Origin of the sequence: Psychrobacillus soli (genome assembly GCF_006861775.1) — a bacterium.
GTDB lineage: Bacteria > Bacillota > Bacilli > Bacillales_A > Planococcaceae > Psychrobacillus > Psychrobacillus soli.
Window position 1 is genome coordinate 1 of the sequence record NZ_VDGG01000009.1, and the last position, 26,500, is coordinate 26,500.

Genomic DNA, 26,500 nt, shown 5'->3' on the forward strand with positions numbered 1-26,500 from the left:
GAAGAAGCAAGCTTCTTCATCATTCGCTCGACTTGCATGTATTAGGCACGCCGCCAGCGTTCGTCCTGAGCCAGGATCAAACTCTCCATAATAGAGAACTTAAAAAGCTCATGTTGTTTTGCTGGCATCATCATTAAATGATGTCAAAATTGTTTTACTATCAAGTGTTAACCGAAGTTAATCTTTCAAGTTATATTTCTTAACGTTTTGCATGTTCAGTTTTCAATGTTCATGTTGTTTTAGTTGTCGTTTTGGCGACCTTTGTATCTTAACATCGTTTTAACATGAATGTCAACACTAAAACATAAAGTTTATTAAAACGATTTGAAAAGGTGCGTGTTACTTTGAAAAAAAAGCTATTGTTAGTCGGATCATTAACATTATTAATCACCCTGTTATTCAACGTTCCAAGAAATTATCCCTCTATACTACCGGTTTTTCAATTAACAGAAAAACCAACTGTTATTTCTAAAGGGACATACGGAAAAACAGTAACAATCGATTTGACGTTTGGAAAAGATGAAATTGAAACCCTTCTTAAAGATTTAAAAGCACCTTATCCTCATTTCTTTATTAGTACCGAGTGGATGGAACGCTCTGAGCCCATTATAAAGATTATGCAAGAAAAGCATATTCCGATTGGGCTTTTAGGTAAAGATGGTGCAAATTATATAGAGGATCCTGTTTTATTTCAAAAAGAAGTGGATCAATTCGAAAAAGTAATGGGCGAAAAACCGCTTTGGTTTCGAACAAAGGATTATCAATTTCCGATAGAGGTACAAGAAGTTGCTTGGCAGCAAGAAGTAAACTTACTTAGTTCGAGTAAGTACTGGGATGTAGAAATTCCTAAGCTTACAAAAGGAGACGTCCTTTCTGTACCACTTCACCAGGACGAACGGGTTGATATAAAGCAACTTACCAAACTTTTAGGGTCTGAAACATTTTTACCTATTGAACAAAATATATTCGGTTTAAAAATGAATACAAAAACCTTTCCTGAATAGAAATAATGTCGAAAAAACTGCCACGACGATCATTCGTCGTGGCAGTTTTCGTTTACTTTGTTTTTACAGCGGCTGTTTCTTTTCTCGCTTTTCTGCGTGCTTCTAATTTCAAGCGATCCTCATCGGATTTTGCATTATATTTTGGTAAAGCTAATAATTGATATGCATTAACCGCAAGAATCGGGAATAATAATAACGTTACCCAAGTATCCACATTCTCTGCTCGTACCATTAGCACCGGCAACCATTCAAGCGTTGATACAACGATCATAAAAAATAACGCGGAAATAAGGGTATGCTTTTTAGTCATATTCGCTTTTGTAATTGCAACGACTATAGCTGTAATTATCAAAACTGCTAGTAAAATGGTGTACAGCCAAATTTGTCCTGTCGTTTCTGCATTTGGTCGGAATCGGAACATTATAAGATCAAAAATTACGATAACAATGATAAGTAACTGTACCCAATTCCAAAGCGTAAGAGTTCTAAAAATATTAACACCCATTTGGTGAATAGTTAAGTAAGCGAAGTAACCCATTTGTGCTATTACACTTACTGTAAAGCCCATAACAATCATAAATGCAAAGGCTGCAAAAAATTCTCCCCATTGACCTGCTTCAAAATATTTTGCAAAAGCATCATCCCAACGTATAAATAAACCAAAAACACCTGTAATTACCCCACCGATCAACATGGCATTCAGAAAAAATTTAAACCAATTTCGTATAGTCACAGCAAGATTTCCTCCAAAAATTCTATTTCTTCTTTATTTTAAATTGTAACAACCATTTGCTTAAAAATCTATTTCTTCCTAGTTACTATACATATTTCCGAAACAAATGTGAACAATAATCGAAAGGACGGTGACGATTATGAAGTATTTTGCGCTTATTTTGTTGAGTCTTGGGCTTCTCGCCGGATGTAGCGGTTCTTCTTCTGCTCCTCCATCCTATGAGGAAAATAAAAAAATGCTTATAGATGCGTTGCAAACCGAAGACGGGAAAAAGGCCATTCGAACACTTTTAGACGATCCGCAATTTAAAGAACTGCTAGTAATTGACAGTGAGCAGGTAAAGAAATCCGTTGAAGAAACAATGTTATCAAAAGAAGCAGAAGAATTTTGGAAGGAAGTTTATCAAGACCCCAAATTTTCGGAGACCATGGCAAAAAGTATGGTGAAACAACAAGAAGAACTAATGAAAGCACTGATGAAGGACCCCACTTATTTACAAGACTTAGAAAGCTTTTTTGGTTCTGCTGATATGAAAAAGGAATTAGGAAAAGTGCTACAATCCAGTGATATGCGGAAAGAGATGCAAAAGGTTGTGGAGGAAACGATTCAAAGTCCTTTATTACAAACGAAGTGGCAAAAACTAGTGGAGGAAGCCGGTAGCCAGAAAGAAAGTGGTGGTGGATCCAAAGAGGAATCAGGTTCTACTGAAGAAAAGAAAGAAGAAAGCGAAAAATAAGGCCGCTCCCCTAGTGGAAACGGCCTTTTCTTATGCTTTTTCGATTACTTTTTGTGCTATTTCTAAATAAATTTTTCCTGTTTCATGCGTTTCGGCATATACAGATGGAGCAAAATCGATGTCATTCCAGTCTGGTTGTCCTAATGGAATTTGACCAAGTAATTCCGTTCGTAGCTCATCAGCAAGCTTCGGACCTCCACCCTTACCGAATACAAATTCACGTTCCCCGGTAGATTTCGTTTCATACCAAGACATATTTTCGATAACACCAAGTATTTCATGATCCGTTTGAAGTGCCATTGCACCTGCTCTCGCAGCTACGAAAGCAGCAGTTGGGTGCGGAGTTGTCACAACGATTTCTTTAGACGCCGGCAACATTTGATGAATGTCTAACGCAACATCTCCAGTGCCTGGTGGTAAATCTAATAGTAAGTAATCTAATTCTCCCCACTCTACATCTTTGAAGAATTGATCTAATACTTTCCCAAGCATTGGGCCACGCCATACGACTGGTGTATTATTTTCAACGAAGAATCCCATAGAAATGACTTTTACTCCTTTACGTTCTACTGGAATAATACGGTCCTCTTTAATTTGCGGGATATCTTTTACACCCATCATATCTGGTACACTAAATCCATAAATGTCCGCATCTACTAAACCCACTTTTTTGCCTAGACGTGCAAGTGCGACAGCCAAGTTAACTGAAACAGTAGATTTACCTACTCCACCTTTACCAGAAGCAATCGATATAATTTTTACTGTGCTATTTGGTGAAAGAAGACTTTCGCTGTCACTTTCTTTTGCTTTCCCACGAAATTGTTCTAATACTTCTTTCGGTAATTCTTCAAAGCGAATACCTACTGTTGCTGCTCCTGCATTTTTCAATACTTCTACTACCTTACTTTGTAATTGCATTTGTTCTGCTGAATTTATTTTGGCAATCGCTAGTTTCACACTGACGTGATTTTTTTCTTCTTTTATGGATACTGTGGATATTCCGCTCGTTTCTTCTAAAGTTCTATGTAAAAATGGATCATTTAATTCGCCAAGTAACTCACGAACTTGTTGCTCGTTAATCATCTGTAGACACTCCCCTTTAGTTAACTATTCGCAGTATAGTATACCATATACGAGTGTCTACATTTCCAAACATTAGCTCAGTAAATGTTGTCTTCTACAAAACGGAGTACTCCATCTGAGATTGCATCGACCATCTGATTTTGATATTTATCCGATTGCAACAATTCTCGCTCTTCATTGTTACTTAAAAAGCCTGTTTCCACTAACACTGCAGGCGCTTTTGCTTTTTTCAAAATATACACTTGTTTAATGGCAAGTGCTTCTCTTTCTGTATTGCCTATATTCTCTCTAATGGAACCTTGGATGGACTTAGCTAAAAGTTCTCCGCCTTCGTGCCCATCTGCATGATAAAATACTTGCGCACCTCTCCATCTTTCTTCAGGAACCGCATTCACATGTAAACTAAGGACAATATCAGCTTCCGAGTTATTCATAATTTCTTCCCGAAGAAGTAAATCTGCTCGCTTTCTAGCTCGTGTTGTCGGAAAGTCTCCATCCGGATTATGCTCTGCAACTGCATCTCCTTCTTTCGTACGAGTCATCACGACTGTAGCTCCTTGTGCTTTTAGCTTTTTCTCTAATTTCAATGACATAGCTAGCGTAATATCGCGCTCGACTACTTCACCATGACTCGCACCACCATCGATCCCCCCATGCCCTGGGTCAATGACAATTTTTACGCCACTTAACGGATCTGGTAGGAAAAAACCAGTATCACTCGCCTTCGTTCCATAAATGACGGCAAGCAAAGATACCAAAAACAATACGAAGATGATTATCCACTTTTTCAGGTCCATCGCTCCTTTTTCACTCATTATACGTATGAGGGACAAAGAGTATGATAGCTTTAGTTAGTCATTTTTCAATCTGGTAAATTCCTTTTTTATCTCTTAATGTGCAACCATTTTTCTTGAAAATGTTTATCATATGTTTATTGCTTTCATCGGTACTCCCTACATAATAATTAGCCTGCATTTTCTTCATAAGCTCTAATGTAAGCTTATGAAGCTTAGCACCTAGTCCTTGCCCGCGCATGTCAGGGACAACTCCAAAGTAGAACATCCTTCCTTCGTCTTGCGTCCCCATCTCAATATGCGGAATACTTATCCCAACTAATTTGTTATCTGCAAAAAAGGAGTAACAATGACTTCTCCACTTGTCTCCTAACTCACTAGCTATTGAAGCCATTACTTGCTCGATGGGCTGATGTATATTCTTATTCGCGGTACCCGTTCGGCATAACTCGTAAGCTGCCGAAAATTCAGCATCCGTCATAAACCCTTCTGCGAGCGAATAAAACAAAAGATCCTCTTCCAGCTCCATCTCATCGTCCAATTGCTTCGTGTACTCCATGATAGAAGAAATCTTTCTAAACCCTCGTGCAAGCAACCAGCTTTCAAATGCCTCATCTATTAGTAAAGATAGATAGCCTATTTGTTCCTCTTCATAAGCACTTAAAATTTTCGTAAATGCTTCTTTGTAATCCTCTTCCGATTCACCTTCCATCTTGACTTGGTCGACTAACCAATACGCTTTTTCGCTTTTAATCAGATTGAATAATTGCATGTATAGTCCTCTCTTTCTTCAACCGGTTACTAAGATAAAAAGATGGTATTGCAAGTAATGCTATTCCACCAATAATCGTAAATACTAGCGCTCCACTATTCAAACTGTCTAAAAGAACGCCTCCCATACTCGGTCCAGCAATTCTCCCAACCAATTTCACACCAGATAAGCAAAATAAGTTCCTTTTTCATCATCTGCACACATACCATCTATATGTATATCTATCATAGTGAAAACTAGCACTTCACTAGCTGTAAAAAATCGAAATTATCTTGTGTATACAAACAGAACAAAAACCTTTCAGAAGCAAACTCCATATTCCACCCCTCCGAATTTTTCTATTTATTAAATATTTACTTAATATACACCTCCAAAAACAACGAAACAACCAGTTAAATAAATAGTGTTACAGGTGCCAGGCACCTGTAACACACAAAAGATAGTATGCACAGAAAAAGTAAGTCACACATAGTCACGACAAATCCAATAAATGGATTATCGCAACAAACCAATCATTGTAAGCAACCAATTTTTTTCCGAAAGCAACCAAATCAGTGTGAGAGCAACCAAAATGCGGATGAAAGCAATCAATTCTTAATATAGCTAGTTTACTTGGATTGAGACGACGATAATTTCGACATATATTGTTGAGAAAAAGTTATTCGCATGCCATAGACTTTATAATTTTCTAGAACTAAAAAAAGCACTCCCCGAGAGATCTCGAGAAGTGCTTGAACTGATAATATAAAATTAACGTTTTGAGAACTGAGGTGCACGACGAGCGCCTTTAAGTCCTGGTTTTTTACGTTCTTTCATACGTGGGTCACGTGTTAAGAATCCTGCTGATTTTAATGCTGGACGGAAATCAGGGTCTACTGTAAGTAATGCACGTGCAATACCGTGACGGATTGCTCCTGCTTGACCTGTGAATCCACCACCATTAACGTTTACGTGTACATCGTAGCTACCTAAAGTTTGAGTAGTTACTAATGGTTGTTTAATAATTTCACGTAAAGTTTCATATGGTACGTAATCTTCTACGTCACGTTTGTTAATAATAATTTTTCCTTCGCCTGGTACTAAACGTACGCGTGCTACTGAACTTTTACGGCGACCAGTGCCGATATATTGAACTTGTGCCAAGTGTATGTCCTCCTCTTAGTTATTATCCGCGAAGCTCGTATGCTTCTGGTTGTTGTGCTGCGTGTGGATGCTCTGCTCCAGCGTAAACGTTTAGTTTAGAAAACATTTGACGGCCTAAAGAGTTTTTAGGAAGCATTCCTTTAATTGCTAATTCGATCATTTTCGTTGGGTACTTAGTACGCATTTCTAAAGCAGTACGTTGTTTAAGTCCACCAGCAAATTGTGTGTGACGGTAGTAAATTTTATCATTTAACTTGTTCCCAGTTAAATGAATTTTTTCTGCATTGATGATGATCACGTGATCACCTGTATCAACGTTTGGTGTGAATGTTGGTTTGTTTTTTCCACGTAAAATAGCTGCAACTTCTGAAGCTAGACGACCAAGAGTTTGGCCTTCAGCGTCTACTACTAACCATTTACGTTCTACTTCGTGACCTTTAGCCATGAATGTTGTACGCATGTATTTTGTCCTCCTAATTCAATCATAATCGATCTAAAATTTTCTATATCCTCATACCAATAAGTTTCGGGGCTTATATTGTGGGGTTAATGAAAATACCATACATCATCTTACCCCGAATACGTAATTTAGTCAAGCATTTTCCGAAAAACACCTGGAAAGGTTGCTTCATCCCAAATACACTACTTTCTCTAAATACAAACCGTGTGCTGGCGCTGTTTTCCCGGCATTTTTCCGATTGCATGACCGCAAGATTTCAGGCAAGTCCTCCACACTTTTTTTCTCAATTCCAATTTCCCATAAAGTTCCTGCAATAATTCGAACCATATTGTAGAGAAAACCATTACCACTAATCTCCATATGAAGCTGATTCAATTCTTCATGCACTTCTAAACGAATCGAATGGACCGTTCTCACAAAATCCTTCACACTCGTGTTGGATGCGCAAAAACTTGAAAAGTCATGCGTTCCAAGCAAATGAACAGATGCCTCTTTCATCCATTCTATATTTGGTTTATACCGTTCCACATGTACACTATAGTTACGTTCAAATGGGCTATGGACTTCCTTCAATGACCAAATATAACGATATGTTTTTCCGACCGCGTCATACCTTGCATGAAAATCATCCTGTACTTGTTCAACCGACAAAACACGAATATCCCCTGGCAATTGTACATTTAAGGCAGTTCTCCAACGATCCATCGGTAATGTAAGCGGACTATCATAGTGGATCACTTGTCCCGTGGCATGAACACCAGCATCTGTTCTCCCACTAGCAACCACTTTTACGACTGTCCCTTTATGCATAATCTGCAATACACGCTCTATTTCTGCCTGAACAGTTCGTTTCCCTGGTTGTACTTGATAACCTGAAAACGCACTACCATCATAGCTAATAATCGCTCGTAGACGCATGCATACACCTCCATTTACGATCTAAAATATACAAGTACTGCAGCTAGCACTACTAGTGATAAGATAATTATCGTATCTTTCGCCGCCCACTCCAGCTTACGATATCTAGTTCTTCCTTCTCCGCCTTTGTATCCTCGTACTTCCATCGCGGTCGCTAAATCTTCTGCTCGCTTAAATGCACTAACAAACAATGGAATCAGAAGTGGAACAATGGCATTCACTCTTTCTTTCATACTACCGGTTGTCATATCCGAACCTCTTGCCATTTGCGCTTTCATAATTTTATCCGTTTCATCCATTAAAGTAGGGATAAATCTTAAGGAAATAGACATCATAAGCGCTAATTCATGCACTGGAAGCTTCCATTTCTTCAGCGGGTTCAATAATGTCTCCAATGCATCCGTAATCGAAATAGGGGTCGTAGTGAGCGTTAAAATAGACGTTAAAATAACAAGGACAAAAAAACGTATGGAAATGAATATCCCTTGTCGCAAACCTTCCTCATATATCTTTATAAACTTCCACTCAAATATGACTGCGCCTTCCCGTGTGAAAAATAAATGCAATAAAAACGTAAAAATAATCAAAATTACAACAGGTTTCAACCCATTAATTAAAAAATAAAGTCTAATCTTAGACATTCGAATGATCAAAAATGTAAACGCAACTAAAATTCCGTATGTAATCCAGTTATTTGCGATGAATACAACCGCAATAAATAAAAACACAAAAATCAATTTTGCACGTGCATCTAACCTATGAATAAACGAATCCCCGGGTATATATCGACCAAATATCATTTTTTCTAGCATTATAACTCACGCTCCTTCTTCAAAAAACGCGCAAGTTCTTCCGCTAACATCTCTTCTGTTAAACAAAGAGCAGGTAACTTCTTCCCCATCATTTGTTCCACTTTTTTTTGGAACTTCATGCTTTGGGGAAGTTCTAAACGAAAATCCATTAAACGACCTTCATCCGAAAAAATCTCTTGTGGCGTTCCCGCTAAGACACATTTACCATCATGCATAATAGCAATGCGATCTGCATATCTCGCGGCATCCTCCATACTATGTGTTACTAGTATGGTCGTTAATCCTTTTTCTTTGTGAAGTCGGTAAAACAAATCCATTATTTCTTTTCTTCCTTTTGGATCTAGACCTGCTGTAGGCTCATCTAGTACTAACACTTCCGGATTCATCGCAAGTACTCCTGCAATTGCCACACGTCTCATTTGCCCTCCTGATAAATCGAAAGGTGATTTTTCCAATACTTCATCTGGTAAGCCTAGCAAACTTACTAGTTCAATGGCCCGGCGTTTTGCTTCTTGCTCAGGCACACCAAAATTCATAGGGCCAAACATTATATCTTTCAACACCGTTTCATCAAATAATTGATGCTCTGGAAATTGAAACACGATGCCCACTTTTTGTCTTACCTTTCGGAGCTGCTTATTTTTTTTCCCAGCACTTACTTCCACATCCCCAATTTGGATAGAACCATCCGTTGGTTTTAATAAAGCATTCAAATGCTGCAAAACCGTCGACTTCCCGGAACCAGTATGTCCAATAATTGCTTGATACGAACCGGAAGGGATATGTAAATCTACATCAAAAAGCGCTCTTTTTTCAAATGGTGTATTTTTCGCATAGGCGTAACTTACTTGTTGAAGTGTGATGTCCATAAATCATTCACCAACTCTTCTTCTGACATATGTTCTGCTACTAATGTAATTCCTTGTGTTTTTAATAATCTAGAAATGTTCATCGCAAAAGGAAGATCTAACCCTAAATCTACTAGCTCTTGACCTCGTTGGAAAATCTCTTCCGGCGATCCTTCTGCATATTTGCTCCCTTGATTCATCATAATAACACGATCTGCAAGCAATGCTTCTTCTAAATCATGTGTAATCGATATAACAGTCAAATCTGTTTCTTCTCGAAGTTGTCGTACCGTAGAAAGTACTTCTTCTCTACCTTGTGGATCTAGCATGGAGGTCGCTTCATCTAATAATAATATTTTGGGCTGTAAAGCAATGGCACCAGCAATCGCAACACGCTGTTTTTGACCTCCTGATAAATGATGCGGCTCACTATTCATAAAATCGCTCATCTTTACTTTTACTAAAGACTGTTTCACTCGTTCTACCATTTCCTCAAAAGGGATCCCGTTATTTTCTAAAGCAAATGCAACATCATCTTGCACAGTTGCCCCTACAAATTGGTTATCTGGATTTTGAAAAACCATCCCCATTTGTGAGCGTGTTTCCCATAAACTTTGTTCGTTTAACGCTTCTCCAAAAACTCGTACTTGTCCCGTCTGAGGAAATAGAAGACCATTCATTAAACGCGCAAGCGTCGATTTTCCCGAACCGTTATGGCCGACAATCGCTACCCATTCACCCTCGTAAACTGTATAGGAAACATTATTCACAGCAGGTCTCACGTTTTCATCTTCTTCTGCATATGTAAAAGTTACTTCTTGTAAAGAAATAATCTCGCGTTTCATCCTTTACCTCCCCTAGCTCATCTCAGCTACACTAATTGCCTTTACCCTATATTACGATAAATTAAAAAAGCGCGCACCTCATTTAGAGAAATGCGCTCTTCTATAACTTATTTCTAGACCGGTTGCTCAAGACCGATCTGAAAATGAGGTGCGTAGAGCTAGACGAGACGCAACTTCAATGTATAAAGTCCGCTCATCGTAACACTCTGCTTTTATAATGTCGTATAAATCTGTTTGAAAAAAGAAGAGGGAGGTCAGAAATACCAACATCCCTCTTCAACTTTTCAAGTTTAATTGGGTAGGCGTATAAACACCAATCTAATTAAACTAACTCAATTACTACAACTGGTGCTCCGTCTCCGCGACGAGGTCCAACTTTCATAATACGAGTATAACCGCCTTGACGATCAGCATAACGTGGTGCTACATCATCAAACAACTTTTGCAAAGCAAAAACAGTTGTTTCATTGCCTTCTTCGTCAGTAGAAGTTGCTACTTCACGACGAATGTAAGACGCAGCTAAACGACGTGCATGCAAATCTCCGCGTTTACCTAAAGTGATCATTTTTTCAACGACAGAACGTAATTCTTTCGCGCGTGCTTCAGTTGTTTGAATACGCTCGTTAATGATTAAGTCTGTAGTTAAGTCACGTAACATCGCTTTACGTTGAGAACTTGTACGTCCAAGTTTTCTGTAACCCATGGATGTTTCCCTCCTTTGGTGAATAGTTCAAATCTAGCTATATCAAAATTCGCTTAGTCTTCTTTACGTAATCCTAAGCCAAGCTCATCTAACTTCGCTCTTACTTCTTCTAAAGATTTTCGTCCAAGGTTTCTTACTTTCATCATGTCATCTTCTGATTTGCTTGCAAGCTCAAGTACCGTATTGATACCAGCGCGTTTTAAGCAATTATAAGAACGAACAGAAAGATCAAGTTCTTCGATAGTCATCTCTAATACTTTTTCTTTTTGATCTTCTTCTTTTTCGACCATGATTTCAGCAGTTTGTGCCTCGTCTGTCATCCCTACAAAAATGTTTAAGTGCTCTGTTAAAATTTTTGCTCCAAGCGAAATCGCCTCTTTAGGACCGGTGCTGCCATCTGTCCACACATCAAGAGTTAATTTATCGTAGTTAGCCGACTGACCAACACGAGTATTTTCCACTTGAAAATTAACGCGTGAAACTGGAGTATAAATAGAGTCGATCGGGATTACGCCGATAGGAAGATCCTCACGTTTGTTTTGATCAGCAGGAGTGTAGCCACGGCCTCGACCTGCGTACATACGCATACGGAAATGACCATTTTTGCCGATTGTTGCAATATAGAGTTCTGGGTTTAATATCTCAACATCACTGTCATGTGTAATGTCAGCAGCTGTAATCGTTCCCTCTCCTTTTACATCAATCTCAATGACTTTTTCTTCATCAGAGTAGATTTTTAAAGCTAGTTTCTTCACATTCATAATAATAGATGCAACATCTTCCACTACGCCTTCAATAGTTGAAAACTCATGTAAAACGCCATCAATTTGAATAGAAGTAACTGCAGCTCCTGGTAAAGAAGACAGAAGGATACGACGTAAAGAATTACCCAAAGTATTTCCATAACCACGTTCTAGCGGTTCTACAACAAATTTACCAAACTTGGTATTTTCGCTGATTTCTACACTTTCAATCTTTGGTTTTTCAATTTCGATCATTCCAATTTACCCTCCCTCAAAACATCGAATGTATAGGTTCTTTCCATCATGAATTCGATCGTTTAACTGGTTGCTTTATTTGAACAACCTCAGTCTGTACAATAAATGATGTTCTCAAACAAGTTGAGTAGCACCTTTTACACGCGACGACGTTTTGGTGGACGGCAACCATTATGTGGTACTGGTGTTACGTCTTTAATTGCTGTAACTTCTAGACCTGCAGCTTGAAGTGCGCGGATAGCCGCTTCACGTCCAGCACCAGGACCTTTTACAGTTACTTCTAAAGTTTTAAGACCATGTTCCATAGACGTTTTTGCAGCTGTTTCTGCAGCCATTTGTGCAGCGAATGGAGTAGATTTACGAGAACCTCTGAATCCAAGAGCTCCAGCACTTGACCAAGAAAGTGCATTACCTTGCATGTCTGTGATAGTCACAATTGTGTTATTAAATGTTGAGCGAATGTGAGCAATACCGGATTCGATATTCTTTTTCACACGACGCTTACGTGTTTGTTGTTTACGTGCCATGTTAAGAAGAAACCTCCTTTACCGATTATTTTTTCTTGTTAGCGACTGTTTTACGTGGACCTTTACGAGTACGTGCATTGTTCTTCGTATTTTGTCCGCGTACAGGTAAGCCGCGACGGTGACGGATACCACGGAAAGATCCGATTTCCATCAAACGTTTAATGTTTAGTGATACTTCACGACGAAGGTCACCTTCTACTTTGTATGCACCGATTTGTTCACGGATTTTGTTTAACTCGTCTTCTGTAAGATCACGAACTCGTGTCGATTCAGAAATACCAGCTCCAACTAGTACTTTTTGTGCAGTAGTTTTACCAATTCCGAAAATGTATGTTAATGCAATAACAACGCGTTTATCGCGTGGAATGTCAACACCAGCAATACGTGCCATATGTGTCGTGCACCTCCTTCTAATTATCCTTGTCTTTGTTTGTGTTTAGGATTTTCACAGATTACCATTACTTTACCGCGTCGGCGAATTACTTTACATTTTTCGCAGATCGGTTTCACAGATGGTCTCACTTTCATCTAACCCAACCTCCTTAGTAGTCCGGAGTGCAAAAGATTATTTAAAACGGTACGTGATACGACCGCGAGTTAAATCGTAAGGAGAAAGTTCAATTGTGACTTTATCTCCAGGTAAAATGCGGATAAAGTGCATACGAATTTTACCCGATACATGCGCAAGTATCGTATGACCGTTTTCTAATTCTACCTTAAACATCGCGTTTGGCAAAGTCTCAACAACTGTTCCTTCGACTTCAATTACATCATCTTTCGCCATCAACCCTGTCTCCCTTCTATATACAAATCAGGTTCTCATCACTACTCAAACGTAATTTGCTTTAGTATAGCCTCAAAAGGAACGAAACTATTCGTTTCAAGCATATGTTTGGAAATCATGAGAGATGTTCGAAAGACACTCGTAAGGTTTCGCTTTTTGCAATCCACGGAGTAGACTGACTGGTAGAAACCCGTCTCCCTCATGTCAACATGTTCGCACGAATGTGTTGGATGAGTTCCATAGTACCCGTTCGTTACATAGATGCTTCCACGAAACCCATTATACCCTTTCAGAAGTCAAAATGCACGTGGACTAGGGGGTCCTCGCTATTAACGCATTTCTTTTCATCCAGTTCGTATACCGGGCGCAATATGCTTTTGCAGCTCTCGAAAAAAACGTTTTCGTTCTTTATGCATAGTGCCCGGGTATTCAGTCGTCTGCGACAGGCACCGGGCTTTTAGATGCGGTTGCCCTGTAACAGAGCATCAAGATCAGCAAATACTTTTGTAATATCCTGCTGTCCATCTATATTTGTTAAAACGCCTTTGTTGTCATAAAAGTCAAGCAAAGGTTGTGTTTGCTTCATATTTACTTCCAGACGGTTAGTTACCGTTTCCGGATTATCATCCGCACGTTGATAAAGCTCTCCACCATCTTTGTCACATACCCCTTCTGTAGCAGGAGGGTTAAAAACTAAATGATAAGCAGTGCCGCATACTTTACAAATACGGCGGCCAGTTAGACGTCTAATCAATTCATCTTGTTCCACTTGAATATTAAGCACATGCTCAATTGACTTTCCAAGATCCGTAAGTAAAGCATCAAGTGCTTCTGCTTGCGGTACAGTACGTGGGAAACCATCAAGTAAGAATCCTTTTTCGCAGTCTGGTTTGCTTAATCTATCGCGAACAATACCAATCGTTACTTCATCCGGTACTAATGCACCTTGGTCCATAAACGATTTTGCTTTTAAACCAAGCTCCGTGCCGTCTTTAATAGCTGCACGAAACATATCGCCTGTAGAAATATGAGGGATTGCGTACTTCTCAACAATTTTATCTGCTTGCGTGCCTTTTCCAGCACCTGGCAGACCCATTAAAACGATATTCATACGGTAATACCCCCTCAGGACTATTTGTAGATTTTTAGGAACTTAACCGTTCCTAAAAACCATATTATTTCATAAAGCCTTTATAGTGACGTTTAACTAGTTGTGATTCCAATTGTTTCATGGACTCTAATGCAACACCAACAACAATAAGTAAGCTGGTACCACCAATTTGTGCTGTTTGCGGTAATCCTGCAAACTTAACAAATAGTAATGGCATTATTGCGATCAAAGCTAAGAAAATAGAACCTACAAAAGTTAATCGATATAATACGCTAGTCAAATAATTTTGTGTGTTTATACCAGGACGAATTCCTGGAATATACGCACCTTGCTTTTTCAAATTGTCCGCTACATTTTCTGGATTCACTTGAATGAATGCATAGAAGTAAGTAAACGCAACAATTAAAGCAATGTAAATAATCATACCAATAGGTTGTGTATAATCTAATGCTCTCGTTATGAACTCAGTCGTACTATTCTGTCCAAAAAACAGAACAAGTGATTGAGGTGCCATAAGAAAAGCCGAGGCAAAGATTACCGGAATTACTCCCGCAGCATTTACTTTTAAAGGCAAGTGCGTTTGTTGACCACCCGTTTGGGCTGTACCAGCAACGCGTTTTGCATATTGAATTGGAATTTTACGCAACGCTTGTTGAACGTAAATTACTCCAACTGTAACAGCAATAATTGCTAATAATAGTAATACGACAATGACGATATTGATAAATAATGCTTCTCCAGCACCATCAATAAATTGCGCATACATTTGGTTAACTGCGTTTGGAATAGCTGCCACGATACCAGCGAAGATAATAATAGAAATACCATTACCAACACCTTTGGCAGTAATCTGTTCGCCTAACCACATTAAAAATGCAGTACCAGCAGTTAATACAATTGCAATAACAACATAATTTAGAATGCCTTCTTCTTTTATTAAAGAACCGCCGTACATACGGTTAAAACCATATGACATGGCAATTGCTTGAATAAAAGCTAGCACAATGGTGAAATAACGAGTGAATTGAGCAAGTTTACGTCTTCCAACTTCTCCTTGCTTAGCCCACTCTGTAAATTTCGGTACAACATCCATTTGTAACAATTGTACAATGATGGAAGCAGTGATGTATGGCATAATACCCATCGCTAAAATAGAGAAGTTAGCTAGTGCACCCCCACCAAATGTATTTAAGAAACCTATCAAACCTAATTGATCCGTTTGCTTTAATACATTTGCATCAACGTATGGTACCGGTACAAATGTTCCGATACGAAATACGATCAACATCAATAAGGTAAAAATGATTTTATTTCGAATATCTCGCACACGCATAAAGTTGGAGATCGTCTGAAACATTAAACCACCTCAGTTTGTCCGCCAGCATTCTCAATTGCTTCTTTAGCTGACGCAGAAAATTTGTGAGCTTTAACAGATAGTTTCTTGTCAAGAGTTCCATTACCTAGAATCTTAATACCAGATTTCTCATTGCTCACAACACCTGTTTCAATTAATAGAGCAGGTGTTATTTCTGTGCCTTCTTCGAAACGATTTAATGTATCAAGGTTCACAATTGCAAATTCTTTACGGTTAATGTTCGTGAATCCACGTTTTGGTAGACGACGGAACAATGGGTTTTGACCGCCCTCAAATCCTGGACGAACTCCACCGCCCGAACGAGAATTTTGACCTTTATGACCTCTACCTGCAGTTTTACCATTACCAGAACCGGTACCACGACCTACGCGGTTACGTGTAGAACGAGATCCTTCTGCTGGTTTTAACTCATGAAGTTTCATATGGTGGCACCTCCTTATTCTTAAAATAAACCTTAAATTTCTTTGACAGTTACTAAGTGAGCTACTTTGCCAACCATCCCGCGGATAGCAACATTGTCTTGGTGCTCAACTGTTTGATGCATTTTACGTAATCCAAGGGCTTCAGCTGTTTTGCGTTGATTTGGTTTTGTACCAATCAAGCTTTTAGTAAGGGTGATTTCTAATTTAGTTGCCATTGTCATTTCCCCCCTTATCCTAACAGTTCTTCTACTGATTTACCACGTAATTTAGCAACGTCCTCAGCACGTTTTAGTTCAGTTAAACCTTGAACTGTAGCACGAACCATGTTGATTGGTGTGTTAGATCCAAGTGATTTAGAAAGAATGTCTGTAATACCAGCTAATTCTAGAACCGCACGAACCGGTCCACCAGCGATAACACCAGTACCTGGTGCAGCAGGTTTAACTAGAACTGAACCAGCGCCAAAGCGACCAATAACTTGGTGAGGAGTAGTTCCTCCAACTCTTGCTACTTCAACTAGGTTTTTCTTAGCATCTTCAACTGCTTTACGGATTGCATCTGGAACTTCTTGAGCTTTCCCAGTACCAAATCCAACATGTCCGTTTTTATCTCCAACTACTACTAATGCAGTAAAACGGAAACGACGTCCACCTTTTACAACTTTAGCAACACGGTTAATCGTTACTACGCGTTCTTCAAGTTCAAGTTTGTTTGGGTCAATACCACGCATGAAATATGTCCCTCCTTCTTCTTAAAATTCTAAGCCGTTTTCACGTGCAGCTTCAGCTAACGCTTTAACACGTCCATGATATAAGTAACCGCCACGGTCGAATACAACAGATTTGATGTTTTTTTCAACAGCGCGTTTTGCGATTGTTTCACCGATTAATGTAGCAGCTTCAACGTTTCCAGCTGTACCAGTAAAATCTTTATCCATAGAAGACGCACTTACGATTGTTACACCTTGTGAATCATCGATAAGTTGTGCGTAAATATGTTTATTAGAACGGAATACATTTAAACGAGGACGTTCAGTAGTACCCGTGATTTTAGTACGAACACGTGCATGACGTTTTTTACGAACTTGATTTTTGTCTTGTTTCGTAATCACAGTGGTCACTCCTTTCTAATGCGAAATGCATTATTTACCTGTTTTACCTTCTTTGCGGCGTACAACTTCGCCTTCATAACGAATACCTTTACCTTTGTAAGGCTCTGGTGGACGAACTTGACGAATATTAGATGCTAAAGCACCAACACGTTCTTTGTTAATACCGCGAACGATAATTTTTGTATTAGAAGGAACTTCAACTACTACTCCGTCTTCAGGAGTGAATTCTACTGGGTGAGAGTACCCTACATTAAGTACAAGTTTAGTACCTTGTAGTTGTGCACGGTAACCAACCCCAACTAATTCAAGTCCACGTTCGAATCCTTGTGATACACCAGTGACCATATTTGCTAATAGTGCACGTGTTGTACCGTGGATCGTACGGTGTTCTTTAGACTCTGAAGGACGTACTAAAGTAATCACATTACCTTCTTGCTCAATTTTAATATCTTGGTTAAATGAATTTGTTAATTCACCTTTTGGTCCTTTTACTACTACTGTGTTGTCAGCGTTAACTGTAACAGTAACGTCTGCAGGAACCTCTATTGGTTTTTTACCTACTCGAGACATTGTGTTGCACCTCCATTCGTTTGTTGATTATTACCAAACGTAAGCTACGATTTCTCCGCCAACTTGTTTAGCGCGAGCTTCTTTATCTGTTAATAAACCATTTGAAGTAGAAACTAAAGCAATTCCTAAACCGTTAAGAACTTTAGGCACTTCGTTTGTTTTAGCGTAAACGCGTAGACCAGGTTTTGAAATACGTTTCAAACCAGTAATAACGCGCTCGTCGTTTTGACCATATTTTAAGAAGATACGGATGATACCTTGTTTGCTATCTTCTACTAATTCAACATCACGTACGAAACCTTCACGCTTTAAAATTTCAGCGATTTCCTTTTTCATGTTTGAAGCAGGAACTTCCAATTTCTCGTGACGAACCATGTTAGCATTACGAATGCGTGTAAGCATATCTGCAATTGGATCTGACATTGTCATTACATTTACCTCCTTCCCATTTATAGGGGTTTACCAGCTTGCTTTTTTAACGCCAGGAATTTGTCCCTTATATGCAAGTTCACGGAAACAAATACGGCAAAGCTTAAATTTACGTAATACAGAGTGCGGACGTCCACAACGCTCACAGCGTGTGTAGCCTTGCACTTGGAACTTTGGCGTACGTTGTTGTTTAACGATCATTGATTTTTTAGCCACGTTTTCGCCTCCCTTATTTTACTTTTGGAATGGCATACCGAATTGTGTTAATAACTCACGAGCTTCTTCGTCAGAGTTCGCAGTTGTTACAATTACGATGTCCATACCGCGTACTTTCGAAACTTTATCATAATCGATTTCAGGGAAGATTAATTGCTCTTTAACTCCAAGTGTGTAGTTACCGCGACCATCAAATGCTTTTTTAGAAACACCACGGAAGTCACGTACACGTGGAAGAGAGATTGCGATTAATTTATCCAAAAAGTCATACATACGCTCTCCGCGTAGTGTAACTTTTGCTCCGATTGGCATACCTTCACGAAGACGGAAACCAGCGATCGATTTTTTAGCTTTCGTAACTACAGGTTTTTGACCTGAGATAATTTGTAATTCTTCAACAGCAGCGTCAAGTGCTTTTGTATTAGATACAGCATCACCCACACCCATGTTGATAACAATCTTATCAACTTTAGGTACTTGCATTACCGATTTATATTCAAACTTGCTCATTAGAGCAGGAGAAACTTCCTTAAGATATTTTTCTTTTAGGCGGTTCATGTGTGTACCTCCCTTCTATTTACTTATTTAATGATTTCACCAGATTTTTTCGCAACACGAACTTTTTTGCCATCTTCTACTTTATAACCTACGCGAGTCGGCTCGCCAGTTTTAGGGTCGATTAACATAACATTCGATACGTGAATTGCAGCCTCTTGGCTTACAATCCCACCTTGCGGATTTACTTGATTTGGCTTCATATGTTTTTTGATGATGTTTACACCTTCAACTAACACACGGTCTTTCTTAGGAAAAGAAGCTAGGATAACACCTGTTTTCCCTTTGTCTTTACCTGAGATTACCATTACTTTGTCGCCTTTTTTAACATGCATTCTGTCGCACCTCCTTGATTGGCACTTTCATGTAAATTAAAGAACTTCTGGAGCTAAAGATACGATTTTCATGAAGTTGCTGTCACGTAGTTCACGCGCAACAGGTCCGAAAATACGAGTTCCACGCGGTCCTTTATCATCTTTGATAATAACACATGCGTTTTCATCAAATTTGATATAAGTACCGTCTTTACGGCGTACGCCGCTTTTAGTGCGAACGATTACAGCTTTAACGACGTCACCTTTCTTGACAACGCCACCTGGTGTTGCTTTCTTAACTGTACATACGACGATATCGCCGATGTTAGCAGTCTTACGTCCAGTACCACCAAGTACTTTAATAGTTAAAACTTCACGTGCACCTGAGTTGTCTGCAACTTTCATACGAGTTTCTTGTTGGATCACTTAGGTAACCTCCCTTCGGAATTAATGAGTTCCGAAATTTATTATTAGATAATAACCGCTTTTTCTACAACTTCCAATAGGCGGAAACGTTTTGTAGCAGATAACGGACGAGTTTCCATGATACGCACGATATCACCGATTTGGGCTACGTTTTGCTCATCATGAGTTTTGAATTTTTTAGAATACTTAACACGTTTACCGTATAACTTATGCTTTTTATGAGTTTCAACTAAAACAGTAATTGTTTTGTCCATTTTGTCCGAAACTACACGGCCTGTGTATACTTTGCGTTGATTACGCTCAGTCATGCCTGAAAACCTCCTTTATCAGTTGTTTGCACTGATTTCTCTTTCGCGAACCACAGTTTTCATACGCGCAATCGCTTTACGTACTTCACGAATGCGAGCTGTGTTTTCTAATTGACCAGTCGCCAATTGGAAGCGCAGGTTGAAAAGCTCTTCTTTCAGTGATTTTACCTTTTGTTCTATTTCTGCAGTAGTAAGTTCACGGATGTCATTAGCTTTCATTAGATTCACCACCAATTTCTTGACGTTTAACTACTTTACATTTTACAGGAAGCTTATGTGCTGCTAAGCGTAGCGCTTCACGAGCGATCTCTTCAGATACACCAGCGATTTCAAACATAACTTTTCCTGGTTTTACTACAGCTACCCAACCTTCAGGAGCACCTTTACCGGAACCCATACGAACCTCAAGAGGCTTTTTCGTGTAAGGTTTATGTGGGAAAATTTTAATCCAAACTTTACCGCCACGTTTCATGTAACGTGTCATTGCAATACGAGATGCTTCAATTTGACGGCTTGTAATCCAGCTTGCTTCAGTTGCTTGTAAACCAAATTCACCGAATGATACTTCTTTACCGCCTTTCGCTTCACCACGCATTTTCCCGCGGTGTTCACGACGATATTTAACGCGTTTAGGCATTAACATATTATTTGCCTCCTTCCTCAGAGTTCTTCTTCACTGGAAGGACTTCACCACGATAAATCCATACTTTAACGCCTAGCTTACCATAAGTAGTGTCAGCTTCAGCATGTGCATAATCAATGTCAGCACGTAATGTATGAAGTGGTACAGTTCCTTCACTATAGTGTTCAGCACGCGCAATGTCAGCGCCGCCTAGACGTCCAGATACTTGAGTTTTAATACCTTTAGCGCCAGCACGCATTGTGCGTTGAATTACTTGTTTTTGAGCACGACGGAAAGATACGCGGCCTTCTAATTGACGTGCGATACTTTCAGCTACTAATTTAGCATCAAGGTCTGCTCTTTTAATTTCTACGATGTTAATGTGTACACGCTTGCCAGTAAGATCGTTTAAGTGTTTACGAAGTGCTTCGACTTCAGTACCACCTTTACCGATTACCATACCTGGCTTCGCAGTGTGAATTGTAATGTTAACACGTTTAGCAGCGCGTTCGATTTCAACAGTAGAAACAGATGCGTCTTTCAAACGAGTTTCAATGTGCTTACGAATTTTTAAGTCTTCGTGAAGTAGAGTTGCATAGTCTTTACCAGCGTACCATTTTGACTCCCAGTCACGAATAATACCTACTCGTAATCCTATCGGATGTACTTTTTGACCCACGAATTATCCCTCCTTCTTCTCAGATACCACTACAGTGATGTGGCTAGTACGTTTGTTAATCGCACTTGCACGACCTTGTGCACGTGGACGGAAACGTTTTAGTGTTGGACCTTCGTCAACAAAAATTTCAGAAACAACTAGGTTGTTAATATCTAAATCATAATTGTGCTCAGCGTTCGCAACTGCAGATTTCAATACTTTCTCAACAACAGGAGATGCTGTTTTAGGAGTAAGTTGTAAAATCGCAACTGCTTCACCGACTTGCTTACCTCTGATTAAATCAACGACTAATCTTACTTTACGAGGAGCAATGCGCACCGTTTTAGCAATAGCTTTTGCTTGTGACATTTGAATGACCTCCTCTCAAATTAGCGTCTTGTTTTCTTATCATCTGCACCATGACTTTTATAAGCGCGTGTTGGTGCAAACTCGCCTAGTTTATGACCTACCATATCTTCAGTCACGTATACTGGAACGTGTTTACGTCCGTCATATACCGCGATTGTTAATCCGATAAAAGTAGGGAAAATTGTCGAACGGCGAGACCAAGTCTTAATCACTTGTTTTTTCTCAGAATCCTTTTGTGCATCGACCTTTTTAAGTAAATGATCGTCTGCGAAAGGTCCTTTTTTCAAGCTACGACCCATGCTGAATCCTCCCTTTCGTGACTACACCACGGTCCGTTCTTTGAACCGTAGTAAATCACATTATTTTTTACGACGACGAATGATAAGTTTGTCGGATTTGTTTTTCTTGCTACGAGTTTTGTATCCAAGAGTTGGTTTACCCCATGGAGACATAGGTGACTTACGACCGATTGGCGTACGTCCTTCACCACCACCGTGTGGGTGATCGTTCGGGTTCATAACAGATCCACGTACAGTTGGGCGTTTACCTAACCAACGAGAACGTCCTGCTTTACCAATGTTTACTAGTTCATGTTGTTCATTTCCTACTTCACCGATAGTTGCACGGCAAACACCAAGGATTAAACGAACTTCACCAGACTGTAAACGTACGATTACGTATTTACCTTCTTTACCAAGTAATTGAGCAGATGTACCAGCAGAACGTACTAGCTGACCACCTTTACCAGGTTTCATTTCAATGTTATGGATTGTAGAACCCATTGGAATGTTTTCTAATGGAAGAGCGTTCCCTACTTTAATATCAGCTTCTGGACCTGACACAACTGTCATTCCAACTTCTAAGCCTTTAGGAGCTAGGATATAACGTTTTTCTCCATCCACATAGTTAATCAATGCGATATTCGCAGTGCGGTTTGGATCATATTCAATAGTAGCTACACGTCCTTCAATACCATCTTTGTTTCGTTTGAAATCAATGATACGGTATTGGCGTTTGTGTCCACCACCATGATGACGAACAGTAATTTTACCTTGGTTGTTACGGCCGCCTTTACGTTTCACAGGAGCAAGAAGTGATTTCTCTGGTTTGTCCGTTGTGATTTCAGCGTAATCTAACGATGTCATGTTACGACGTCCGTTTGTCGTTGGTTTATACTTTCTAATCGCCATTGTATTCCCTCCTTCTTGAGTATTGATTTGTTTTTATAAGATTAGATCTCGAATAATTCGATTTCATTGCTCTCTTGAGTTAAAGTAACAATCGCTTTACGGCGTTTGTTTGTATATCCACCAAATTTACCTACACGTTTGTATTTCCCTTTGTAGTTCATAATGTTCACTTTTTCAACATTTACTCCAAAGATTTCTTCAACAGCGTATTTAACTTGTGTTTTGTTAGCGCGAGTGTCCACTTCGAAAGTGTACTTTTTATCTGCCATTATTTCAGAAGAACGCTCGGTAATGACCGGACGTTTAATAATATCACGTGCTTCCATTATCCAAGCACCTCCTCAACTTTTTCTACTGCAGATTTAGTTAACACTAATTTCTCGTGTCCTACTAAATCTAATACGTTAATGCCTGTTGCAGACACAACTGTGATTCCAGGGATGTTACGTGCAGCTAATGCTACGTTTTCATCTAAATCAGCAGTTACGAATAACGCTTTTTTATCGATAGAAAGGTTAGCTAACACTTTCACGAATTCTTTTGTTTTTGGTGCATCAAAAGCTAAACCTTCTAGTACTACGATGCTTTCTTCACGCACTTTAGATGAAAGAGCTGAAAGAAGAGCTAAACGACGTACTTTTTTAGGTAATTTATAGCTATAGCTACGTGGAGTTGGACCGAATACAACACCACCGCCACGCCATTGTGGAGAGCGGATCGACCCTTGACGAGCACGACCTGTTCCTTTTTGACGCCATGGTTTACGTCCACCACCAGCTACTTCAGAACGGTTTTTCACTTTGTGATTACCTTGACGAAGTGATGCGCGTTGAGCAATGATAGCTTCAAATAAAACAGCTTCGTTTGGTTCGATACCGAAAACTTTATCGTTTAACTCGATTTCACCAACAGAAGACCCTGCTTGATTCAATAAAGATACTTTTGCCATTCCTGTTTCCTCCTTTCTTTAAGAGATTATTTCGATTTAATAGCAGCTTTTACAACTACTAATGATTTACGAGAACCAGGAACATTACCTTTTACAAGTAGTAGGTTACGTTCAGCATCCACTCTTACGATATGTAAGTTTTGGATCGTCACTACATGCCCACCCATTTGACCAGGTAATTTCTTTTGTTTAAATACACGGTTCGGAGCAACTGGCCCCATTGAACCTGGACGACGGTGGTAACGAGATCCGTGGGCCATTGGTCCACGAGATTGTCCGTGGCGTTTAATAACACCTTGGAAACCTTTACCTTTAGTAACACCTGTTACATCAATTACATCGCCTTCTGCAAAACTTTCTACGTTGACTTCTTGACCAACTTCGTAATTAGCTGTATCCAAGCCGCGGAATTCGCGGATGAAGCGCTTAGGAGCAGTGCTCGCTTTCGCTACGTGGCCTTTAGCTGGTTTGTTAGAAAGCTTTTCTCTCTTATCTTCAAAACCTAACTGAATAGCTTCGTAACCGTCTGTTTCAACTGTTTTCTTTTGAAGTACTACGTTTGGAGTAGCTTCAATTACAGTTACAGGGATTAAGTCACCGTTCTCAGCAAATACTTGCGTCATACCGATTTTTCTACCTAAGATTCCTTTGGTCATCCGTCACACCTCCTATATAATTTGTTGTTTTATTTTTTTACCATTAAAGTTTGATTTCAATATCAACGCCAGATGGTAAATCAAGCTTCATTAACGCATCAACAGTTTGTGGTGTTGGGTTAACGATATCGATCAGACGTTTATGCGTACGCATTTCGAATTGTTCACGAGAATCTTTGTACTTGTGAACAGCACGAAGAATTGTGTACGTCGACTTCTCAGTTGGAAGTGGAATCGGACCTGATACACTTGCACCTGAACGTTTAGCAGTTTCCACAATTTTCTCAGCAGATTGATCAAGGATTCTGTGATCATACGCTTTCAAACGGATACGAATTTTTTGTTTTGCCATTATTTTCCCTCCTTCTCGCCTATTTTCTAGACATTCTCCACGAAAATTTTCCAATCACTCGCCATGGCAAAGCGGCCGGGTGTGTCGGTAACCTCTCGCTTCATCGCAGTCAAAGACCAACTACAACATTATATACAATAAAAAAAGATTTCGCAAGTGTTTTAGCGAAATTCTTTTAAATTGTTTTAACAGCATTACTTTTTTATTATATATATATGTTTTTTCTAAGCCGATGTCTAGTATATAAAATTCTAGTGAGAATGGCAACTGATAAGGTTAATGAAATTCTTGGAATATATCCTTCCATCTACGATATAAAAAAGGACATCTCTTCTATAGAGACATCCTTCCACTAAACATTATAGAATAAATACAATCGCTATCCACCCAAAGAGGACGAGAGGAATGTTGTAACAAAGAAAAGTCGGGACACAAGTATCCCAAATATGATTATGCTGTCCATCTACATTTAATCCCGCGGTGGGTCCAAGTGTCGAGTCGGAAGCTGGTGAACCGGCATCACCTAAAGCACCTGCAGTACCTATTAAAGCAATTGTTGCTAAAGGACTTAGCCCAAGTTCCATTGCAAGCGGTACAAAGATAGCGGCGATAATAGGGATAGTTGCAAAAGAAGATCCTATTCCCATTGTCACAACTAAGCCAATAACTAGCATGATTAATACTGCTATACTCACATTACCTGCTAACAGCTTTGAAGAAGCTTCAACCAAGCTCTCGATATGTCCTGTTGCATTGATAACTGACGCAAAGCCATTTGCTGTAATCATCACGAACCCAACAAAAGCCATCATGCGCATACCTTCCGTTAATAGGACATCTGCTTCTTTCCTTTTTAGTGCCCCACTAATATAAAGAACCACGATACCAGCAAGTGCACCCGCAATCATCGAGTCAGTATTCACTTGAACAAATAGTGCCGCCAATAAAGAAATAATGGTGAAGAGGATACTGCTCCCTTTTACTTCTACTTCTAATTCACTTACCTCTACTTCCTCTTGTTTATAGTTTCTTGGCTTACGGAATAAAACAAAGGCAGACATCAATCCAAACACCATTCCCAGTGCAGGAAAAGCCATCGCTTTAGGAATATCACTTAATGATACCTCTAGACCAGATAGCCCTACCTGTGTAGCAACGATATCTTGATAAATCGCACCAAAGCCATATGGGAGGAACATATACGGGGTTATTAAACCGAATGCTAATATACAGGCAATCAATCTTCGGTCCACCCGTAACATGTTCAATACTTTTAAGATTGGTGGTACTAACAAAGGAATAAATGCGATATGGATTGGGATTAAGTTCTGTGAAAACACAGCCATTAATAATAGTAATAAGAAGACTAGCGCTTTTACAAAACCCGTTCTATTTGAATCTCCCTTGCTTTTTACTAGCTTTAAAATTGCTATTACTAATAGGTCTGGTATCCCCGTTTTGGAGATAGCAACAGCAAATCCTCCTAGCAATCCATAACTTAAAGCTATAGTTGCTCCAGCACCTAACCCACCTGTAAAAGCATCAATCGTTTCTGCCACGGATAAACCCGCTGTAAGCCCTCCTACCAGGGCACCTATTATTAACGAGAATACAACATTAATACGTAGTAAACTCAAAATTAACATGACACATACTGCAACTAATACTGCATTCATAAAAACACTCACTTTCACACACTAGATTACT

At 39.4% G+C, this 26,500-nt stretch carries 43 protein-coding genes and 1 rRNA gene; 2 read left to right on the forward strand and 42 right to left on the reverse strand.

Going from position 1 to position 26,500, the window contains the following annotated elements; all coding sequences use genetic code 11:
• Positions 1-92, reverse strand: a 16S ribosomal RNA gene (locus tag FG383_RS05385); the annotation flags it as partial.
• 252 nt (positions 93-344) lie between these two features.
• Between FG383_RS05385 and FG383_RS05390 the strand changes: the two genes are divergently transcribed.
• A complete protein-coding gene (locus FG383_RS05390; RefSeq protein ID WP_142605831.1) occupies positions 345-1,004 on the forward strand; it encodes a polysaccharide deacetylase family protein in 660 nt (219 codons plus the stop codon).
• A gap of 52 nt (positions 1,005-1,056) precedes the next feature.
• Here the strand turns inward: FG383_RS05390 and FG383_RS05395 are convergent, their stop codons facing one another.
• Positions 1,057-1,737: a KinB-signaling pathway activation protein gene (locus FG383_RS05395; protein WP_142605832.1), complete on the reverse strand. Its 681-nt coding sequence runs from the start codon at positions 1,735-1,737 to the stop codon at positions 1,057-1,059.
• A gap of 139 nt (positions 1,738-1,876) precedes the next feature.
• On the opposite strand from FG383_RS05395, the gene gerD reads away from it, so the two are divergent.
• The gene (gene gerD / locus FG383_RS05400) at positions 1,877-2,473 is read left to right on the forward strand and encodes a spore germination lipoprotein GerD (RefSeq protein ID WP_142605833.1); all 597 of its coding nucleotides are present in this window, start codon (positions 1,877-1,879) and stop codon (positions 2,471-2,473) included.
• 30 nt (positions 2,474-2,503) lie between these two features.
• Here gerD and FG383_RS05405 read toward each other — a convergent pair whose 3' ends face one another.
• The 40 genes from FG383_RS05405 to FG383_RS05595 form a co-directional block, all read right to left on the reverse strand.
• Complete coding sequence (locus FG383_RS05405; protein ID WP_142605834.1) at positions 2,504-3,556, reverse strand: Mrp/NBP35 family ATP-binding protein; 1,053 nt, start codon at positions 3,554-3,556, stop codon at positions 2,504-2,506.
• Positions 3,557-3,633: 77 nt separating this feature from the next.
• On the reverse strand, positions 3,634-4,347 hold the full coding sequence (locus FG383_RS05410) for an N-acetylmuramoyl-L-alanine amidase (RefSeq protein WP_142605931.1): 714 nt from the start codon (positions 4,345-4,347) through the stop codon (positions 3,634-3,636).
• Positions 4,348-4,411: 64 nt separating this feature from the next.
• A complete protein-coding gene (locus FG383_RS05415) occupies positions 4,412-5,122 on the reverse strand; it encodes a GNAT family N-acetyltransferase (protein WP_142605835.1) in 711 nt (236 codons plus the stop codon).
• Complete coding sequence (locus FG383_RS20845; RefSeq protein WP_185907859.1) at positions 5,100-5,276, reverse strand: hypothetical protein; 177 nt, start codon at positions 5,274-5,276, stop codon at positions 5,100-5,102. The genes FG383_RS05415 and FG383_RS20845 overlap by 23 nt, the downstream gene beginning before the upstream one ends.
• 596 nt (positions 5,277-5,872) lie before the next feature.
• Complete coding sequence (rpsI, locus tag FG383_RS05420; RefSeq protein WP_093062506.1) at positions 5,873-6,265, reverse strand: 30S ribosomal protein S9; 393 nt, start codon at positions 6,263-6,265, stop codon at positions 5,873-5,875.
• A 22-nt stretch (positions 6,266-6,287) separates the two neighbouring features.
• Positions 6,288-6,725 (reverse strand): 50S ribosomal protein L13, encoded by a 438-nt coding sequence (gene rplM, locus FG383_RS05425; RefSeq protein WP_142605836.1) that lies wholly within the window; start codon positions 6,723-6,725, stop codon positions 6,288-6,290.
• 168 nt (positions 6,726-6,893) lie between these two features.
• A complete protein-coding gene (gene truA, locus FG383_RS05430; protein WP_142605837.1) occupies positions 6,894-7,643 on the reverse strand; it encodes a tRNA pseudouridine(38-40) synthase TruA in 750 nt (249 codons plus the stop codon).
• A 14-nt stretch (positions 7,644-7,657) separates the two neighbouring features.
• Positions 7,658-8,455: an energy-coupling factor transporter transmembrane component T family protein gene (locus FG383_RS05435; RefSeq protein WP_142605838.1), complete on the reverse strand. Its 798-nt coding sequence runs from the start codon at positions 8,453-8,455 to the stop codon at positions 7,658-7,660.
• A complete protein-coding gene (locus tag FG383_RS05440) occupies positions 8,455-9,324 on the reverse strand; it encodes an energy-coupling factor ABC transporter ATP-binding protein (protein ID WP_142605839.1) in 870 nt (289 codons plus the stop codon). Before FG383_RS05440 ends, FG383_RS05435 begins: the two co-directional genes overlap by 1 nt.
• Positions 9,300-10,148 carry an energy-coupling factor ABC transporter ATP-binding protein gene (locus FG383_RS05445; protein WP_142605840.1) on the reverse strand — a complete coding sequence of 283 codons (849 nt, stop codon included), beginning with the start codon at positions 10,146-10,148 and terminating at the stop codon, positions 9,300-9,302. The genes FG383_RS05440 and FG383_RS05445 overlap by 25 nt, the downstream gene beginning before the upstream one ends.
• 322 nt (positions 10,149-10,470) lie before the next feature.
• On the reverse strand, positions 10,471-10,851 hold the full coding sequence (rplQ, locus tag FG383_RS05450; protein WP_093274692.1) for a 50S ribosomal protein L17: 381 nt from the start codon (positions 10,849-10,851) through the stop codon (positions 10,471-10,473).
• A 53-nt stretch (positions 10,852-10,904) separates the two neighbouring features.
• A complete protein-coding gene (locus tag FG383_RS05455) occupies positions 10,905-11,849 on the reverse strand; it encodes a DNA-directed RNA polymerase subunit alpha (protein WP_142605841.1) in 945 nt (314 codons plus the stop codon).
• 137 nt (positions 11,850-11,986) lie between these two features.
• On the reverse strand, positions 11,987-12,376 hold the full coding sequence (rpsK, locus tag FG383_RS05460; protein WP_053591340.1) for a 30S ribosomal protein S11: 390 nt from the start codon (positions 12,374-12,376) through the stop codon (positions 11,987-11,989).
• A gap of 25 nt (positions 12,377-12,401) precedes the next feature.
• On the reverse strand, positions 12,402-12,767 hold the full coding sequence (gene rpsM, locus FG383_RS05465) for a 30S ribosomal protein S13 (protein ID WP_142605842.1): 366 nt from the start codon (positions 12,765-12,767) through the stop codon (positions 12,402-12,404).
• A 23-nt stretch (positions 12,768-12,790) separates the two neighbouring features.
• Positions 12,791-12,904, reverse strand: coding sequence for a 50S ribosomal protein L36 (rpmJ, locus tag FG383_RS05470; protein ID WP_003247619.1), 114 nt, complete (start codon positions 12,902-12,904; stop codon positions 12,791-12,793).
• 37 nt (positions 12,905-12,941) lie between these two features.
• A complete protein-coding gene (infA, locus tag FG383_RS05475; RefSeq protein WP_016429904.1) occupies positions 12,942-13,160 on the reverse strand; it encodes a translation initiation factor IF-1 in 219 nt (72 codons plus the stop codon).
• A 457-nt stretch (positions 13,161-13,617) separates the two neighbouring features.
• On the reverse strand, positions 13,618-14,271 hold the full coding sequence (locus FG383_RS05480) for an adenylate kinase (protein WP_142605843.1): 654 nt from the start codon (positions 14,269-14,271) through the stop codon (positions 13,618-13,620).
• Positions 14,272-14,335: 64 nt separating this feature from the next.
• Positions 14,336-15,628 carry a preprotein translocase subunit SecY gene (secY, locus tag FG383_RS05485; protein ID WP_142605844.1) on the reverse strand — a complete coding sequence of 431 codons (1,293 nt, stop codon included), beginning with the start codon at positions 15,626-15,628 and terminating at the stop codon, positions 14,336-14,338.
• Positions 15,628-16,068, reverse strand: coding sequence for a 50S ribosomal protein L15 (gene rplO / locus FG383_RS05490; protein ID WP_093274713.1), 441 nt, complete (start codon positions 16,066-16,068; stop codon positions 15,628-15,630). The genes secY and rplO overlap by 1 nt, the downstream gene beginning before the upstream one ends.
• Positions 16,069-16,100: 32 nt before the next feature.
• Positions 16,101-16,283 carry a 50S ribosomal protein L30 gene (gene rpmD, locus FG383_RS05495; protein WP_093274716.1) on the reverse strand — a complete coding sequence of 61 codons (183 nt, stop codon included), beginning with the start codon at positions 16,281-16,283 and terminating at the stop codon, positions 16,101-16,103.
• A 14-nt stretch (positions 16,284-16,297) separates the two neighbouring features.
• Complete coding sequence (gene rpsE, locus FG383_RS05500) at positions 16,298-16,798, reverse strand: 30S ribosomal protein S5 (protein ID WP_142605845.1); 501 nt, start codon at positions 16,796-16,798, stop codon at positions 16,298-16,300.
• A 21-nt stretch (positions 16,799-16,819) separates the two neighbouring features.
• A complete protein-coding gene (gene rplR / locus FG383_RS05505) occupies positions 16,820-17,179 on the reverse strand; it encodes a 50S ribosomal protein L18 (RefSeq protein WP_142605846.1) in 360 nt (119 codons plus the stop codon).
• A gap of 30 nt (positions 17,180-17,209) precedes the next feature.
• Complete coding sequence (gene rplF / locus FG383_RS05510) at positions 17,210-17,749, reverse strand: 50S ribosomal protein L6 (RefSeq protein WP_142605847.1); 540 nt, start codon at positions 17,747-17,749, stop codon at positions 17,210-17,212.
• Between the two features lie 30 nt (positions 17,750-17,779).
• Positions 17,780-18,178, reverse strand: a complete 399-nt coding sequence (gene rpsH, locus FG383_RS05515; RefSeq protein WP_142538198.1) for a 30S ribosomal protein S8 — start codon at positions 18,176-18,178, stop codon at positions 17,780-17,782.
• Positions 18,179-18,208: 30 nt separating this feature from the next.
• Positions 18,209-18,394: a type Z 30S ribosomal protein S14 gene (locus FG383_RS05520; RefSeq protein WP_093274736.1), complete on the reverse strand. Its 186-nt coding sequence runs from the start codon at positions 18,392-18,394 to the stop codon at positions 18,209-18,211.
• An 18-nt stretch (positions 18,395-18,412) separates the two neighbouring features.
• Positions 18,413-18,952: a 50S ribosomal protein L5 gene (rplE, locus tag FG383_RS05525; RefSeq protein WP_142538197.1), complete on the reverse strand. Its 540-nt coding sequence runs from the start codon at positions 18,950-18,952 to the stop codon at positions 18,413-18,415.
• 23 nt (positions 18,953-18,975) lie between these two features.
• Positions 18,976-19,284: a 50S ribosomal protein L24 gene (gene rplX / locus FG383_RS05530; RefSeq protein ID WP_142605848.1), complete on the reverse strand. Its 309-nt coding sequence runs from the start codon at positions 19,282-19,284 to the stop codon at positions 18,976-18,978.
• Positions 19,285-19,320: 36 nt separating this feature from the next.
• Positions 19,321-19,689 carry a 50S ribosomal protein L14 gene (gene rplN, locus FG383_RS05535; RefSeq protein ID WP_053591327.1) on the reverse strand — a complete coding sequence of 123 codons (369 nt, stop codon included), beginning with the start codon at positions 19,687-19,689 and terminating at the stop codon, positions 19,321-19,323.
• A gap of 44 nt (positions 19,690-19,733) precedes the next feature.
• A complete protein-coding gene (gene rpsQ / locus FG383_RS05540; RefSeq protein ID WP_093274742.1) occupies positions 19,734-19,997 on the reverse strand; it encodes a 30S ribosomal protein S17 in 264 nt (87 codons plus the stop codon).
• A gap of 18 nt (positions 19,998-20,015) precedes the next feature.
• Positions 20,016-20,216, reverse strand: coding sequence for a 50S ribosomal protein L29 (rpmC, locus tag FG383_RS05545; protein ID WP_090567840.1), 201 nt, complete (start codon positions 20,214-20,216; stop codon positions 20,016-20,018).
• The gene (gene rplP / locus FG383_RS05550; RefSeq protein WP_093274744.1) at positions 20,206-20,640 is read right to left on the reverse strand and encodes a 50S ribosomal protein L16; all 435 of its coding nucleotides are present in this window, start codon (positions 20,638-20,640) and stop codon (positions 20,206-20,208) included. The genes rpmC and rplP overlap by 11 nt, the downstream gene beginning before the upstream one ends.
• A gap of 1 nt (position 20,641) precedes the next feature.
• Entirely contained in the window at positions 20,642-21,298 is a 657-nt protein-coding gene (gene rpsC, locus FG383_RS05555; RefSeq protein ID WP_142605849.1) for a 30S ribosomal protein S3, read from the reverse strand.
• 3 nt (positions 21,299-21,301) lie between these two features.
• Entirely contained in the window at positions 21,302-21,646 is a 345-nt protein-coding gene (gene rplV, locus FG383_RS05560; RefSeq protein WP_093274750.1) for a 50S ribosomal protein L22, read from the reverse strand.
• 20 nt (positions 21,647-21,666) lie between these two features.
• Positions 21,667-21,945 (reverse strand): 30S ribosomal protein S19, encoded by a 279-nt coding sequence (rpsS, locus tag FG383_RS05565; RefSeq protein ID WP_090567829.1) that lies wholly within the window; start codon positions 21,943-21,945, stop codon positions 21,667-21,669.
• Positions 21,946-22,005: 60 nt separating this feature from the next.
• The gene (gene rplB, locus FG383_RS05570; protein WP_142605850.1) at positions 22,006-22,836 is read right to left on the reverse strand and encodes a 50S ribosomal protein L2; all 831 of its coding nucleotides are present in this window, start codon (positions 22,834-22,836) and stop codon (positions 22,006-22,008) included.
• A gap of 41 nt (positions 22,837-22,877) precedes the next feature.
• Complete coding sequence (gene rplW, locus FG383_RS05575) at positions 22,878-23,162, reverse strand: 50S ribosomal protein L23 (protein ID WP_142605851.1); 285 nt, start codon at positions 23,160-23,162, stop codon at positions 22,878-22,880.
• Positions 23,162-23,785 carry a 50S ribosomal protein L4 gene (gene rplD / locus FG383_RS05580; RefSeq protein WP_142605852.1) on the reverse strand — a complete coding sequence of 208 codons (624 nt, stop codon included), beginning with the start codon at positions 23,783-23,785 and terminating at the stop codon, positions 23,162-23,164. The genes rplW and rplD overlap by 1 nt, the downstream gene beginning before the upstream one ends.
• 26 nt (positions 23,786-23,811) lie before the next feature.
• On the reverse strand, positions 23,812-24,441 hold the full coding sequence (rplC, locus tag FG383_RS05585; RefSeq protein ID WP_142538190.1) for a 50S ribosomal protein L3: 630 nt from the start codon (positions 24,439-24,441) through the stop codon (positions 23,812-23,814).
• Positions 24,442-24,484: 43 nt separating this feature from the next.
• A complete protein-coding gene (gene rpsJ, locus FG383_RS05590) occupies positions 24,485-24,793 on the reverse strand; it encodes a 30S ribosomal protein S10 (RefSeq protein WP_093274779.1) in 309 nt (102 codons plus the stop codon).
• Positions 24,794-25,152: 359 nt separating this feature from the next.
• On the reverse strand, positions 25,153-26,469 hold the full coding sequence (locus FG383_RS05595; protein ID WP_142605853.1) for a Na+/H+ antiporter family protein: 1,317 nt from the start codon (positions 26,467-26,469) through the stop codon (positions 25,153-25,155).
• Between the last annotated feature and the right edge of the window lie 31 nt (positions 26,470-26,500).